The organism is Streptomyces sp. NPDC001492, from assembly GCF_053597275.1.
Genome location: NZ_JBSFHW010000004.1, coordinates 316,111 through 331,193 on the forward strand (window position 1 = coordinate 316,111; position 15,083 = coordinate 331,193).

General features: G+C 72.0%; 12 protein-coding genes. 8 read left to right on the forward strand and 4 right to left on the reverse strand.

Annotation, left to right across the window (positions count from 1 at the left end; all coding sequences use genetic code 11):
* The first annotated feature begins 74 nt into the window (after positions 1-74).
* From ACWC1K_RS07435 to ACWC1K_RS07450, 4 genes are all read left to right on the forward strand, one after another.
* Positions 75-1,091: a LacI family DNA-binding transcriptional regulator gene (locus ACWC1K_RS07435; protein ID WP_450829285.1), complete on the forward strand. Its 1,017-nt coding sequence runs from the start codon at positions 75-77 to the stop codon at positions 1,089-1,091.
* Positions 1,092-1,361: 270 nt separating this feature from the next.
* Positions 1,362-2,474, forward strand: a complete 1,113-nt coding sequence (gene rsgA, locus ACWC1K_RS07440) for a ribosome small subunit-dependent GTPase A (protein WP_450829286.1) — start codon at positions 1,362-1,364, stop codon at positions 2,472-2,474.
* A gap of 153 nt (positions 2,475-2,627) precedes the next feature.
* Entirely contained in the window at positions 2,628-4,022 is a 1,395-nt protein-coding gene (locus ACWC1K_RS07445) for a DNA-3-methyladenine glycosylase 2 family protein (RefSeq protein WP_450829346.1), read from the forward strand.
* Positions 4,022-4,531 carry a methylated-DNA--[protein]-cysteine S-methyltransferase gene (locus ACWC1K_RS07450; RefSeq protein ID WP_450829287.1) on the forward strand — a complete coding sequence of 170 codons (510 nt, stop codon included), beginning with the start codon at positions 4,022-4,024 and terminating at the stop codon, positions 4,529-4,531. Before ACWC1K_RS07445 ends, ACWC1K_RS07450 begins: the two co-directional genes overlap by 1 nt.
* 182 nt (positions 4,532-4,713) lie before the next feature.
* Here ACWC1K_RS07450 and ACWC1K_RS07455 read toward each other — a convergent pair whose 3' ends face one another.
* The gene (locus tag ACWC1K_RS07455) at positions 4,714-5,091 is read right to left on the reverse strand and encodes a PPOX class F420-dependent oxidoreductase (protein WP_450829288.1); all 378 of its coding nucleotides are present in this window, start codon (positions 5,089-5,091) and stop codon (positions 4,714-4,716) included.
* Positions 5,092-5,158: 67 nt separating this feature from the next.
* Positions 5,159-5,641, reverse strand: a complete 483-nt coding sequence (locus ACWC1K_RS07460) for a DUF456 domain-containing protein (protein WP_450829289.1) — start codon at positions 5,639-5,641, stop codon at positions 5,159-5,161.
* A 184-nt stretch (positions 5,642-5,825) separates the two neighbouring features.
* Here ACWC1K_RS07460 and ACWC1K_RS07465 point away from each other — a divergent pair, with 184 nt between their 5' ends.
* A complete protein-coding gene (locus ACWC1K_RS07465) occupies positions 5,826-7,337 on the forward strand; it encodes a protein phosphatase 2C domain-containing protein (protein WP_450829290.1) in 1,512 nt (503 codons plus the stop codon).
* A gap of 141 nt (positions 7,338-7,478) precedes the next feature.
* Positions 7,479-9,221: a pyruvate dehydrogenase gene (locus ACWC1K_RS07470; RefSeq protein WP_450829291.1), complete on the forward strand. Its 1,743-nt coding sequence runs from the start codon at positions 7,479-7,481 to the stop codon at positions 9,219-9,221.
* On the opposite strand, the gene ACWC1K_RS07475 is transcribed toward ACWC1K_RS07470, so the two are convergent.
* Complete coding sequence (locus tag ACWC1K_RS07475) at positions 9,222-10,481, reverse strand: helix-turn-helix domain-containing protein (protein WP_450829292.1); 1,260 nt, start codon at positions 10,479-10,481, stop codon at positions 9,222-9,224.
* Positions 10,482-10,699: 218 nt separating this feature from the next.
* On the opposite strand from ACWC1K_RS07475, the gene ACWC1K_RS07480 reads away from it, so the two are divergent.
* Positions 10,700-11,311 (forward strand): hypothetical protein, encoded by a 612-nt coding sequence (locus ACWC1K_RS07480; RefSeq protein ID WP_450829293.1) that lies wholly within the window; start codon positions 10,700-10,702, stop codon positions 11,309-11,311.
* A gap of 107 nt (positions 11,312-11,418) precedes the next feature.
* Positions 11,419-11,880: a hypothetical protein gene (locus ACWC1K_RS07485; protein ID WP_450829294.1), complete on the forward strand. Its 462-nt coding sequence runs from the start codon at positions 11,419-11,421 to the stop codon at positions 11,878-11,880.
* Here ACWC1K_RS07485 and ACWC1K_RS07490 read toward each other — a convergent pair whose 3' ends face one another.
* Complete coding sequence (locus tag ACWC1K_RS07490) at positions 11,881-14,889, reverse strand: alpha-mannosidase (RefSeq protein ID WP_450829295.1); 3,009 nt, start codon at positions 14,887-14,889, stop codon at positions 11,881-11,883.
* Positions 14,890-15,083: the final 194 nt, after the last annotated feature.

Genomic DNA, 15,083 nt, shown 5'->3' on the forward strand with positions numbered 1-15,083 from the left:
GTGTGTGACCCGTTCTCAAGAGGTTGCACAGCGGCCCGGGAGCCGCCCGCCCGACTGCCGAGGAGGACTGCGGCGTGGTCGGCCGCCCCACGATGAAGGACGTCGCCGCCGAGGCGGGCGTCAGCGCGATGACGGTGTCCCGGGTGGTCAACGGTGCGGGGAGCGTGGCACCGCGGACCGCCGCGCGAGTCGAGGCCGCCGTCCGCAAACTGGGCTACCAGCGCGACGAGTTGGCGCGCCAACTGCGCCGAGCGGACCAACCCAGCCGGACGATAGGCCTGTTGGTGGACAACGTTGCCGATCCTTTCATGGCCGCCGTCGCCTCCGCCGCCGAGGACGTCGCCCGCCGGCGCGGCAGCGTGGTGCTCATCGGCTCCAGCCGCGCCGACCCGCGCCGGGAGCGCGAGGTCGTCGCCGCCTTCACCGCCCGCCGCGTCGACGGCCTCATCCTCACGCCGGCCGCGGGCAGCCACCGTTTCCTGCGGCCGGCGCAGGAGCAGGGAACCAAGATCGTGTGCGTGGACCGGGCCGCACCCGGACTGGACGCGGACACCGTGGTGGTGGACAACCGTGCCGCGGTCGAGGAGGCCGTACGGCACCTGATCGCGCACGGCCACCGCCGTATCGGCTACCTCGGGGGCCGGCAGGACGTCTGGACCAACGGCGAGCGTCACCGGGGCTACCGGGCGGCACTTCGGGCCGCGGGCATCGGCGCCGACCCCGGGCTCGTCCGCCACGGTCTGCGCTCGGCGCCGTCCGCCGCCGAGGCCGTCACGGCCCTCCTCGCCTCCGCCGAGCCGCCCACCGCCCTCCTCGCCGACAACGAGAACCTCGCCCTCGGCGCGCTGACGGTCCTGCCGCCCCGGATCGCCTTCGTCGCTTTCGACGACTTCCCGCTGGCCGAGCGGCTGTCGCCGCCCGTCACCGTCATCGCGCAGGATCCCGTCGCGCTCGCCACCACGGCCGCGCACCTGCTGTTCGCCCGCATCCAGGGCGACGACTCGCCGCCCCGCACCCTCGTCATGCCGACGGAGCTGATCAGGCGGGGGTCGGGGGAGGTGCCCGGACCCTTTGCGGGACCGGGCCTCTGAGCGGGTGTGGGCGCTGTGAGCGGGTGTGGGGGCTGTCGAGCGGCTTTCCGAATATTCCGTGGCGCCCGGCGGACGTACGGCTCTATGGTGAGCGGACATGGAGCGGTGGCCGGTGGCCGCCGCTGCCGAACGAGCGTGGAACCGGGAGGTGTTGACCGATGGCTGTCTTTGCGACGAGCGCTGCCCGCATCCAGATCATCACGTCCACCTCCGTGGCCTTCGGCTGACCTCAACTCCTTTCGCCGGGGCCACCCTTGTGAAGGGTCACCCTTGACTTCCAGCTCTGCTTTCAGTTCCGCTTCCGGTGCTGTTTTCTCCGCGCTCGCTCCCTACGGCTGGGACGAGGCATGGGCGGACGCGTTCGCCCCCCACGAGCCCGAGGGGCTCCTGCCCGGACGTGTGATCCGGGTCGACCGCGGCCAGTGCGACGTGGTCACCGCCGACGGCGTCCTGCGGGCCGACACCGCGTTCGTCACCCCGCACGACCCGATGCGGGTCGTGTGCACCGGCGACTGGGTCGCCGTCGAACCCGGCGGCAACCCCCGCTACGTACGGACGTATCTGCCGCGCCGTACCGCCTTCGTACGCTCCACCTCCTCCAAGCGGTCCGAGGGGCAGATCCTCGCCGCCAACGTCGACCACGCGATCGTCGCCGTGTCCCTTGCCGTCGAACTCGACCTCGGGCGCATCGAACGCTTCCTGGCCCTGGCCTGGGAGTCGGGCGCGCAGCCGCTGGTCGTGCTCACCAAGGCCGACCTGGTGCCCGACCCGGTGACCCGCGCGCATCTCGTCCAGGACGTCGAGCTGTCGGCGCCGGGCGTGACCGTGCTGACGGTCAGCGCCGTGGACGGGGACGGGCTCGATGTCCTCGTCGGCCTTGTCTCCGGCGGTACGTCCGTGCTGCTCGGGCAGTCCGGTGCGGGCAAGTCCACCCTCGCGAACGCCCTCCTGGGCGAGGACGTGATGGAGGTGCAGGCCGCGCGGGACGTCGACGGCAAGGGGCGTCATACGACGACCACCCGCAACCTGCTCGCCCTGCCCGGCGGGGGTGTCCTCATCGACACACCGGGGCTCAGGGGCGTCGGCCTCTGGGACGCCGAGAGCGGGGTCGGACAGGTCTTCTCCGAGATCGAGGAACTGGCCGAGCGGTGCCGCTTCCACGACTGCGCGCATGATGCGGAGCCGGGGTGTGCGGTGCGGGAGGCTGTCGAGAGCGGGGAGTTGCCGCATCGGCGGCTGGAGAGCTACCGCAAGCTGATTCGGGAGAATCAGTGGATCGTGGCCAAGACCGATGCGCGGCTCCGTGCGGAGCTTCGACGGGATTGGAAACGGAAGGGTGCTGCGGGGCGGGCGGCGATGGAGCTGAAGCGGGGGCGGCGGTAAGGGGGCCGGGGGCGCCGTCTGGGGGCCTGCCGCGCCCAGACCCCCGCTTTCGGCCTGAACGGCCCCGTCCTCAAACGCCGGACGGGCTGAGAGGACTCCACGTCCGATTTCCGCTGGCCGGGGAGTCCCGTCCGGCGGAGACTGGAGGGCGTGGTGGACGAAGACAGCAGGTACGAAGCCGTGCGGAGTCGGGATGCCCGGTTCGACGGGGAGTTCTTCTTCGCTGTCCGGACGACCGGGATCTACTGCCGGCCCAGTTGCCCCGCCGTGACGCCGAAGCGGCGTAACGTCCGGTTCTTTGCGACGGCCGCCGCCGCGCAGGGCTCCGGGTTCCGGGCCTGCCGGCGGTGCCGGCCGGATGCCGTGCCGGGGTCGGCCGAGTGGAATGTGCGGGCGGATGTGGTGGGGCGGGCCATGCGGCTCATCGGGGACGGGGTCGTCGACCGGGAGGGGGTCACCGGGCTGGCGGCGCGGCTCGGGTACAGCGCCCGGCAGGTACAGCGGCAGCTCACCGGTGAGCTCGGGGCCGGGCCCGTCGCTCTCGCCCGGGCCCAGCGGGCACACACCGCGCGGGTCCTGGTGCAGACGACCGAGCTGCCGATCACGGAGATCGCCTTCGCGTCCGGGTTCGCCAGTGTGCGGCAGTTCAACGACACGATCCGGGACGTGTACGCGTCGACGCCGAGCGAGCTGAGGGCCGCCGCCCCGAGGGCCGGCCGGCGCGCGGCCGCCCCGACCGGGGGGATTCCGCTGCGGCTCGCCCACCGGGGGCCGTATCAGGCCGGTGCCGTCTTCGATCTGCTGGCGGAGGAGGCCGTGGAGGGGGTGGAGGAGGTCGGCGGGGAGCGTGGTCGGCGGACTTACCGGCGTACCCTCCGGCTTCCGCACGGTACCGGCATCGTCGCCGTCGACGAGCGGCCGGGGGCGGCCAGGTCCGTGTCCGGTGCCCATCCCGGTGGCTGGCTGGACGTGCGGCTGCATCTCAGCGACCCCCGTGATCTGACCACCGCCGTGGGGCGGCTGCGGCGGCTCTTCGATCTCGACGCCGATCCGTACGCCGTGGACGAGCGGCTCGGCGGTGACGAGCGGCTCGCGCCGCTGGTCGCTGCACGGCCGGGGCTGCGGTCGCCGGGGGCCGCCGACCCGGAGGAACTGGCGGTGCGCGCGCTGGTAGGGCGTGCGGAGGCCGAGCGGCTCGTACGGCAGTACGGGAAGGCGCTGGACGCACCGTCCGGCAGTCTCACCCGTCTGTTCCCCGAGCCCGCCGTCCTCGCGGAGGCCGAACCGGAGGGCACCCTGGGCGCGCTCACCGCCGCCCTCGCCGACGGCGCCGTACGACTGGATCCGGGCGTGGACCGCGACCAGGCGGAGGCCGCGCTGCTCGCCGTGCCCGGCATGGACGCCGGCACCGTCGCCGTGATCCGCACCCGGGCGCTCGGCGATCCCGACGTCGCCCCGCCCGGCGCGGACGTTCCCGACAGCTGGCGCCCCTGGCGCTCGTACGCCCTGCAACACCTTCGTGCAGCAAGAGAGTGGGACCGATCCTGATGAGTGTTCTCTGGAGCCGCCTCGACAGTCCCGTCGGGCCCCTCCTCCTCACCTCCGATACGGACGGTGCTCTGACCTCCGTGTCCGTGCCCGGACAGAAGAACGGCCTTGCGGTACAGGCGGGTTGGCGGCGCGAGCCGGCACCGTTCCGCGCCGCCGAGGAGCAGTTGGCTGCCTACTTCGCCGGTGAACTGAAGGAGTTCCGGCTGGAGTTCAGCACCGCCGGGAGCGAGTTCAGGGAGCGGGTGTGGGCCGCTCTCGACACCGTTCCCTACGGGGCGACCGCCACCTACGGCGAGATCGCCGCCCGGATCGGCGCCTCACGGGCTGCCGTACGGGCCGTGGGCGGCGCGATCGGCGCCAATCCGCTCCTGGTCGTCCGGCCGTGCCACCGGGTGATCGGAGCGGACGGTTCGCTGACCGGATACGCGGGCGGCCTCGAACGGAAGGTGCGGCTGCTGACGCTGGAAGGTGTCCTCCGGTCGCCGTCGGCCCCTCCGGCCCTCTAGCCCCTGTCGTTTGGATCAGCTCAGCGTCGCGGGGTCTGGCACGCACATCTGCGGCGTTGTCGTCACTCGCCGACGCTCCGCGTCGACTCCCTCCTCCGCCTTGCAGCTGCACGCACCAGACCCCGCTCGGGGCGGCTGAAAGGCGCAGTTCCCTACGGCCGACCTGATCCAAACGACAGGGCCTAGCCCTCCTGGTCCTCCAGGCCCCAGCTGTGGATGCGTCGCGGGTGGACGCGGATCAACTCCTCGCTGAGGTGCGGGCCCAACTCGTGGGGGCCGGTGAGGAGTTCCGCCTCGCCCCGGATGTCCACGCCTCGTACCTTCCACGGGCGCAGGCTCACGATGTCGTCGACGACCAGGGCCACCTTGGGGTTGTGCCGGAGGTTGCGCCACTTCTTGGTGCGGCCCAGGGCGTATCCGCCGATCAGGATGGTGCCGTCGTCCTGGGGGAAGAAGCCCACCGGGTTGGCCTGCGGCTGTCCCTGCGGGTCGACGGTGGCCAGCCGCCCCAGGCGCTGCGACTTCAGGTACGCGCGTTCCGCCTCGCTGAATTCGGTCATGGGAGCAGCGAAACACGCCCGGCCCGCTCAGCACATCGGATCCTCGGCCTAGTCCCGAGGCCCTACGTCAGCCCCAGATCACGGCGCCCAGCCAGGCCCCCGCGATCAGCAGACAGGTGAACAGCTCCGCCAGCACACTGGAGCCGCCCGAGCGCATCACGGTGCGCAGTGCCGCCTTCGCCTCGCGGTGCCGGCCGAGCCGGAGGCGTTCGTACAGGTAGATGCCGCCCATGAAGCCGGGGATCGCGCCGAGCACGGGGATGAGGAAGAAGCCCAGGAACGCGCCCGCCCCCGCGTACACCCCCATCCGGGGGGTGGCGCCGCTCGCGCGCAGCCGCCTCGGGGGCAGTGCCCAGCGCACCACCTGGGAGAGGAACATCGCGAGGGTCGCGCCCACCAGGATCCACCAGGACACCGGCTGTGTGGCCTTCAGCGCCCACCACAGGACCGCGGCCCACACGAGCCACGAGCCCGGCACCCCGGGCACCAGCACTCCGCACAGGCCGAGCAGGAGGACCAGTCCGACCAGCAGGAGGTCCCACACTCCCATCTCACCAGAGTGCCGGAGGGAAGGAGGAGACGCAGGTCAGCAGTCCGGACCCGGGTCACACCGGCCACTCTTTCCGCACCGCCGTTCGACGGCTCACCCTCGACGGGTGCCGGACGCGTTCTGCTGCGCCGCTTTTTCCTGATGCCCCGTTTTCATACCGCCCATGCGGTGGACAATTAGGGGCATGAGCCAGCAGGGGGGAAGTCCCACCGGTCATGAGGACGACTGGTGGGGGCAGCTGTACGACGACTCCACCGAGGACACGGGTCCCGCACCCGCGCCCGACACCCTGGACGACCGGTTCGCCTCGGTGGCCGGGGCCGTGGGCGCCGAGGCCGGGGAGGAGGCCGTGGACGAGGGGCTGACCCAGCGGAGGGCCCCCTGGGACCCACCGCCCCCGCCCGGCGGCCGTACCTCCACGGAAACACCCGTCACGACGGTGCCCGAGTCGCGCATGCCCCCCGAGGCACCGGCGCAACCGTCCGCAGACCCCGCCCGGGACGGCTCGCCCGCCGCCACCCCGGCGGACGCGGAGCACCGCCCCCGCCATGCCGCGGACAACCCTCCGCCGCAGATCCCCGACGGCACTCTCCCGCACACCGCACGCCATCGCGCCGCCGCACAGAGCCCCGTCCCGCAGCAGGCCGCCTCCCCTTCGGCGCCGGCCCCCGTGGCCGACGCCGCCCCCCTCCGCACGGCCACCCACCTGGACCTCCCCACCCTCCCCCCGGCCTCCGTCGACTACGTCGGCTCGGGCCCGCCCACCTACGACGCCGAGCCCACCGCGCTCCCGCCCGCCGACCCCGACGACCTCGACGACCTGGTCGCGGACACCGTGCTGGACGGCGCCCGCTACGGCGCCTGCACCCTCCGTGCCGTCTCCGTCCGCGGCGACTCCGCCCGGTACCGGGGCGAGCCCCGCCGCGACTCCCTGCTCACGGCCCGCTTCGGCACCGGAGAGCACGCACTGGTCCTGGTGGCGATGGCCACCGGTGCCCGCGCCACACCCGGCGCCCACCGTGCGGCCGCTGAGGCCTGCCACTGGATCGGCCGGGCCGTCGGCCGCAGTCACGCCCGGCTCGCGGAGGACATCAGGGCCGCCCGGCGCGGCGACCTCAAGTCGGGCCTGCACCGCCTCACCGACCGCAGCCTCGGCAAACTCCGCGCCAGCGCCGCCGAGCAGGGCATCGAGCCCGAGGAGTACGCGGCCACCCTGCGCTGTCTGCTCCTGCCGGCCGACCCCGAGTGCCGTACGCGCGTCTTCTTCGGTGTGGGCGCCGGGGGACTGTTCCGACTGCGCGACGGCGACTGGCAGGACATCGAGCCGCGGGTCGGCGAGGTCACCGGCGAGCCCGTGGTCGGCTTCGGCTCCCTGCCCGCCGAGACCCCCGAGGGCGACCGGCTCACCATGGACCTGGGGATCCCGACCCCGCCGAGCCCCTACGAACCCGCCCCCGAGCCGCCCCGCGAACCCTTCCGCTTCCGCGCCTCGGTCGCCCGCCCGGGGGACACGCTGCTGATGTGCTCCGGCGGCCTCGCGGAGCCGTTGCGCGGCGAACCCGATCTGTGCCGGTATCTGACGACCAGGTGGTCCGGTCCCACCCCGCCCGGCCTCGCCGCGTTCCTCGCCGACACCCAGGTCAGGGTCAAGGGGTACGCGGACGACCGTACGGCTGCCGCCGTTTGGGAGGCGTGAGCGCCCGGCCTGTGCTGCGTCAGTCCGGGGGACAACCCCGGACCCCCAGCAGAAAGACAGATCGGCGGCGGCGGACGCCGCGCACATGGGCTATGCATGGACCTACGGGGATCCGCGGAGACCGAAGGGCATGAGTGAGCCATGGCCAAGCAGAACGTCGCCGAGCAGTTCGTCGACATCCTCGTCCGCGCCGGAGTGAAGCGCCTCTACGGCGTCGTCGGCGACAGCCTCAACCCGGTCGTGGACGCGGTGCGCCGCAACGCCGCCATCGACTGGGTGCACGTCCGGCACGAGGAGACCGCCGCCTTCGCGGCCGGCGCGGAGGCCCAGATCACCGGGAAGCTGACCGCGTGCGCCGGCTCCTGCGGCCCCGGCAACCTCCACCTCATCAACGGCCTGTACGACGCCCACCGTTCGATGGCCCCCGTCCTCGCCCTCGCCTCGCACATCCCCTCCAGCGAGATCGGCCTGGGCTACTTCCAGGAGACGCATCCCGACCAGCTGTTCCGCGAGTGCAGTCACTACAGCGAACTCATCTCCAGCCCCAAGCAGATGCCACGGCTGCTGCAGACCGCCATCCAGAACGCCGTCGGCCGCAGCGGCGTCAGTGTCGTCTCCCTGCCCGGTGACATCGCCGACCAGCCCGCCCCCGAAAAGGCCGCCGAGACCGCCCTCGTCACCTCCCGGCCCACTGTCCGCCCAGGCGACGCCGAGATCGACCGCCTCGTCGAGATGATCGACCAGGCGGGGAAGGTCACCCTGTTCTGCGGCAGCGGCACGGCGGGCGCACACGCCGAGGTCATGGAGTTCGCCGGGAAGATCAAGTCGCCGGTCGGGCATGCGCTGCGGGGCAAGGAGTGGATCCAGTACGACAACCCGTACGACGTCGGCATGAGCGGGCTGCTCGGCTACGGCGCCGCCTACGAGGCCACCCACGAGTGCGATCTGCTGATCCTGCTCGGGACCGACTTCCCGTACAACGCCTTCCTCCCCGACGACGTCAAGATCGCTCAGATCGACGTGAGACCCGAGCACCTGGGCCGCCGCTCCAAGCTGGACCTTGCCGTGTGGGGCGACGTACGGGAGACGCTGCGCTGTCTGATCCCTCGGGTGGCGCCGAAGGAGAACCGGCGCTTCCTCGACCGGATGCTCAAGAAGCACGCCGATGCGCTGGAGGGGGTGGTGAAGGCCTACACGCGCAAGGTGGACAAGCACGTGCCCATCCACCCCGAGTACGTGGCGTCCGTACTCGACGAACTCGCCGACGACGACACCGTCTTCACGGTCGACACGGGGATGTGCAACGTCTGGGCCGCCCGCTACATCTCACCCAACGGCCGCCGCCGCGTGATCGGGTCCTTCTCGCACGGCTCGATGGCGAACGCGCTGCCGATGGCGATCGGGGCCCAGTTCACCGACCGGAAGAGGCAGGTCGTGTCGATGTCGGGGGACGGCGGGTTCTCCATGCTGATGGGCGACTTCCTGACCCTGGTGCAGCACGACCTCCCGGTGAAGGTCGTCCTCTTCAACAACTCCTCCCTGGGAATGGTCGAGTTGGAGATGCTGGTCGCGGGACTTCCCTCGTACGGCACCGCGAACAAGAACCCCGACTTCGCGGCCGTCGCGCGCGCCTGCGGCGCCCACGGCGTCCGCGTCGAGAAGCCCAAGGACCTCGCAGGCGCCCTCAAGGACGCCTTCAAGCACAAGGGCCCGGCCCTCGTCGACATCGTCACCGACCCGGGCGCCCTGTCCATCCCGCCGAAGATCAGCGCCGAGATGGTGACCGGCTTCGCCCTGTCCGCCTCGAAGATCGTGCTGGACGGCGGGGTCGGCCGCATGCTGCAGCTGGCCCGCTCGAACCTCCGTAACGTGCCTCGGCCCTGACTAGCTGTCGGCCGGTACCCACTGGCGCACCCCATGGCCGTTCGTGCCGTACCAGTAGCGGGGCAGGCCCTTGATGCCGCTGGTGCGGAACGGGCGGCCGTGGTCGTCGATGCGGACCGTGCCGGTGCGGCCCTGGGAGGACCAGTCGAGCTCCAGGTACCAGCCGCAGTCGTAGGCCTCGGTCGTCGCGGTGACCAGCAGCACCTCCGGGTCCTGCGCGGAGACGCGGTACGGGAACTGCACGGCGGGGACGTGGTTTTCTTTGTCGTCGACGCCGGGAACCGCGCGGGCGACGGGGCGGTTGATGTCGAGGTTCACGTCGAAGTAGCGCGGGCCGAGGCCGCCGCCGCAGCCCTGCGCCATGTCGTACGTGATGCCCTTGAGCGGGGTGCCGCGGCTGACGACGCGGACCCGGAGGGCTTCGAGGACCACGGCCGTGGACGACTTGCCCTGCACCGAGATCCGCACCATCGTCTGCCGCCCGTGCACCGCCCCCTGTGTCGCCGCCCATGCCGCGGCGTCCTGCGGTACCGGCGGCGGGGGCACCTGGTCCGGCTCCTTGCCGATGACGTAGTCGTGTGCGCAGCCCCCGTCCCACACCTGCGAGTCGGCGGTCCAGGCGAGCGGCACACCGGTGGCCACGGGTGTGTCGCTCTGCGCGGCTGCCGACGGGCTGTTCTTCGGCCGGGGGCCCGCGGAGTCCCGTACCCCCGACGAGGGGGAGGCGGAGGGGCGGGTGCGGGCGGGCCCGGTCGCCGAGGCCGAGGGGTGGTGCGAGGCGCCCGTACGGGGGTGACCGGGCGCCTGCGCCGCATCGTCCGGCGAGCGATCCGCCGACAGTGCCGACAGGCTGCCCAGCGTGACCAGCAGTACGGTCGCCACCGCCGTGCCGAGAAGCGTGCGCCTGCGCCGGAACCAGGGCGCGCGCACCACCGGACGCTCCGTACTCGAAGGCGGTGCCTCTTCGGCCTTCGTCGGCTCCACGGCTGCCTCGACCGCCCGCGGGCGCTGCCGCGCCGCCACCGCGAGCAGCCACAGCCGGTGCAGTTCGAGCCGCTCCTCGGGTGTTGCCTCGCAGAAGGACGCGAGCCGTTCCACGGGCGCGAAGTCCTGCGGTACCGCCTCGCCCGCGCAGTACCGGTGCAGCGTGGAGGTGTTCATGTTGACGCGCCGTGCCAGGGAGCCATAGCTCCGGTCCGTGCGGTCCTTCAGCTGCCGTAACAGCGCCGCGAACGCCTCGACGTCGTCCCGAGTCTCCACTGTTTCCCCCGTCATCCACCGCATCCCGTATCCCAGGCACTCATATACCTGCACGTCAGATGGGCTGGGATGGTTCCACCGTCGCCGAAAGGGCGGCAGTCGTTGCGCCGGGCCGCTGTGACCGCCGATGCTCTTGGTGTCGCACCGACCAGGGCCGGACCGCCCCATCGGCGTCGGGCGACAGCCGACACCCATGCACTCATTCACGGGGGACACCCATGCCCAAGCGCACCCGAGCAGGCGCGCTTCTCGCCGTCGCCGTCACGGGTCTGACCGCGGCGCTCGCCGGACCGGCGGCCGCCGCTCCCAAGGCGCCCGGCTTCCTCGCGGCGGCCGACCTGCCGCCGCACCCGAGCTCGTCCTGGACGGCCGGCAAGGTCACCGCCGGCGTCCCGGAGGACACGGACCGGGACACCTGCCTGCGGGCGCTGCCGGGCCACGAGTCCGCCTGGCACCGCGAGTTCCGCACCGACCTCGACACGAACGCCCGGCAGATCACCGTGGTCCTGCCCGACACCCGTGCGGCCAAGCAGCTGACCTCGTGGCTCAACAAGGACATCAAGTCCTGCGCCGCCCGGATCGAGCAGCAGGACCCGGAGACCGAGGCCACCGGCAAGGACTACGGCAAGCTGGCCGTCGAGGAGGGCGCCCATGTGTACGGCGTCCACACCGAGACCTCCGGGGGCGCGACCGACGTGCGCCTCCTGTCGGTCGGCCGGGACGGCCGCACCGTCACGGTCGTGAACTGGGCGCAGCTGGGCGACTTCAGGGGCGCGCCCGTGAAGGCCTTCAAGAAGACGACCACGACGGCCGTGAACAAGCTCCACTGACCGCACCACCAGGGCCGCCCTCTCGCCTCGGGGGTCGGGAGGGCGGCCCACAGCACAGCCCGACCACTCGACTCGATCACTCACCCACTCGAAACGGGGAACCGAACATGAGCAGCAAGACCCGCACCGTCCTGACCGCCGGCCTTCTCGCCGTGGCCCTCGGCCTCGGCGCCACCGCCCAGGCCTCCGCCGGCGCCGCGCACAGCGTCAGCGGCAAGCCGTCCGACAACATCAGCCGTATCGCGGACTTCTACGGCGCCTACATCGACGCGGTCACCGACGAGGACAGCGGCAACCTCGGCGACGCGCTGCGCGCCCACTACCTGACCCCCGCCTTCCAGAAGGAACTGGCGGCCTGGGAGGACAGGGAGCACGCCGACGGCGTCCTGCGCGCCCAGAACGTCCCGCTCGCCTGGAAGGTCACCGACAACGGCAGCACCGCGAACCGCACGGAGGCCGTCGTCACCCTCACCTGGAGCCGGAACACCACCACCAAGCTGGTGGTGGACATGACCCGCGACAGCCGCCAGATCTTCCACATCGGGGAGAAGGGCGCGGCGGCCAAGTAGTCACTGCGGTCGCAGTCGCAGTGTGAGGATCTGGAACGGCCGCAGCTCGAAGCCCAAGTCGCTTTCGTGCTGCGGCCGTTCCAGCAGGTCCGTCACCTCGGCCCGGCCCACGGGGAAGCCGGGCGTCAGCGTGGCCCGCGCCCGCCCGCCCCGGGACTCGTACAGCCGTACCACCACATCCCCGCTGCGGTCCTCCGCGAGCTTCACCGACTCGACGGTGACGGCGGGGTGGTCGACGCGGACCAGCGGCTCCACGACCGGCGCCTCGGCCACCCGCAGCGGCAGGTTCAGGGCGAGCCCCTCGGCGACCGCGTGCCCGACGTCCGCGCCCGGCAGCAGCGCGTAGGTGAAGCGGTGCGTGCCCAGGTCGGTCTCCGGGTCCGGGCTGTGCGGGGCACGCAGCAGCGTCAGGCGTACGGTGGTGCCGAGGCCGCCCTCGTGCGGGGTGCGCGTCACGTCGTGGCCGTACGTCGAGTCGTTGAGCACCGCCACGCCATAGCCCTCCTCCGCGACCCTGAGCCAGCGGTGTGCGCAGATCTCGAAGCGGGCCGCGTCCCAGGACGTGTTGGTGTGCGTCGGGCGGTGGACGTGCCCGAACTGGATCTCCGCAGTGGAACGTTCGGCGTGCACGTCGAGCGGGAAGGCGGCCTTCAGCACCTTCTCGGACTCCTGCCAGTCGACGTCCGTGACGATGTCGAGACGCCGGGCACCGGCCGCGAGGCGGATCTCCTGGGTGATCCGCGACGTCCCGAACGTCCGCGTCACCCGCACCGCCGCCGTCAGCGGCCCGTCCTCCACCAGCTCCACGGACTCGGCGTCCGTCAGGTCCGTGCGCCGGTGCCGGTAGTGCCGGTCGATGTCCCAGGCGTCCCAGGCGTTGGGATGGTCGGGGTGCAGCTGGAGGAGGTTGCCGGGGCCGCACAGGACCTCGCGGCCGGCGGTGAGGTCGCGTACCGAGGAGAGCAGCCCCTGTGCGTCCATGGTCACCCGGAGCCGGGAGTTCTCCAGTACGCAGGCGCCCTCGCCCTGCTCGGCCCGGACGACCTCGCCCGCCGCGCCGACGACCGGCGCACTGCCCAGTCCCGGCGCGGTCACCAGCACACCCCCGGCGACCTCGGTCCGCTCGTACGGCGAGGCGTTGAGCACCACGGGCCCGCCCGTCCCCAGCGCCTCCACGGCCGCCGCAGTGAGCTCCTCCACCTCCGCCAGGACCCGCGCATACGTGTCCCGTGCCTCCCGGTGCACCCAGGCGATCGACGACCCGGGCAGGATGTCGTGGAACTGGTGCAGCAGCACCGTCTTCCACAGCCGGTCCAGGGCGTCGTACGGGTAGGCGTACGACGGATTGCGTACGGCTGCCGTGGTGCACCACAGCTCGGCCTCGCGCAGGGCGTGTTCCGAGCGCCGGTTGCCCTGTTTGGTCTTCGCCTGGGTGGTGTAGGTGGCCCGGTGCAGCTCCAGGTACAGCTCGCCCGACCACACTGGGGCCTCGCTCCCGTACTCCTGCTCGGCGGCGGCGAAGAACGCGGACGGCCTCTCGACCTCGACCCGCGGTGAGCCCTCCAGGGAGCGCAGCCGCCGGGCCTTCTCCAGCATCTCGCGGGTCGGGCCCCCGCCCCCGTCGCCCCACCCGAACGGCACCAGTGACCGGGTGGCGCGCCCCTTCTCGGCGAAGTTGCGTTCCGCGTGGGCGAGTTCGCGGCCGTGGAACTGCGAGTTGTAGGTGTCGACGGGCGGGAAGTGCGTGAAGACACGGGTGCCGTCGATGCCCTCCCACCAGAAGGTGTGATGGGGCATCTTGTTCGACTGGTTCCAGCTGAGTTTCTGTGTGAGGAACCATCGGATTCCGGCCAGTTTCGCGAGCTGCGGGAAGGCCGCGGTGTAGCCGAAGGAGTCCGGCAGCCAGATCTCCTCCGTCTCCACGCCCAGTTCTTCGGCGAAGAACCGCTTTCCGTGCACGATCTGCCGTGCCAGCGCCTCACCGCCGGGCATGTTGGCGTCCGACTCCACCCACATCGAGCCGACGGGCGCCCAGTTGCCGTCCGACACCGCCTTCTTGATCCGCTCCCAGATGTGCGGCTGGTGCTCCTTCACCCAGGCGTACTGCTGGGCCTGCGAGCAGGAGAACACCAGCTCGGGGTAGTCGGCGGCGAGCGCGGTGACGTTGGCGAAGGTGCGCGAGGCCTTGCGGACCGTCTCGCGCAGCGGCCACAGCCAGGCCGAGTCGATGTGTGCGTGCCCGGTTGCGGAGATCCTGTGTGCGCTCGCGGAGGCGGGGCGGGACAGGACGTCCGTCAGCGCGGCACGGGCCGCTGCCGCCGTACCGGAGACGTCGTGCAGGTCGAGGGCGTCGAGCATGTCCTCCAGGGCGCGCAGGATCTCGTGCCGCCGGGGCCGGTCCATCGGCAGTTCGTGCATCAGTTCCGAAAGCACCTCGACGTCCAGCACCAACTGCCACACGGCTTCGTCGAGTACGGCGAGGTCGGCAGAGCGGAATCGGTAGACGGGCCGGTCCCCGGCGGTCAGGACGTCTCCCAGGTGCGTAGGCGCGAAGCCGTGCAGCACGGCCGGATTGGCGGCCGCCTCCAGAAGCAGATGCACCGGTTCGCCTCCGCTCGCGGGGGAGCCGACGGCGAGGTGACGGTTGCGCGGGTGAATGCCCTTCAGGGGGACGCCCGCGGCGTCGTAGAGCAGTCCCTCGGCCTGGAAACCGGGGCCGTCGCCGGTGAACCCGGGGTCGATCACCGCCTCCACGCGGCGCCCGGCCCACTCCTCAGGGACCCGGCCGGTCAAGCGGAACCAACTCGTCGACCAGGGCTTTCCCCAGGCCGTTCCGGTTGTGAAGGTCTCGTAGTCGGCCTGCAGTGCCTGGTCCACCGGCACGGGCTCGCCGGGCACATGCCACACGGACAGCACCAGCGGCACGCGCTGCGCGTACTGCGCGGGCCGCACGAACTGTCCCATGGCGCGCTCCAGGCGCGCCTCCACCAGCGTTCGGTCGTCGTGCACGGCGGCTCCCTCGGCGCTCGGACGGCTGTGGTGCCTCGTTCCAGAAGGTTCCCTCCATCCGGCCGGAACTGCAGCATCCGTGGCCGAACACCTGGTCGTTGAGCATTCGACATGACTGCCGCGTGCCCAGAGGGGCATGGATCCCGTGAACGTGTTCGACAAGGAGGGGAACCGACATCGGCACGCGGGCGGGG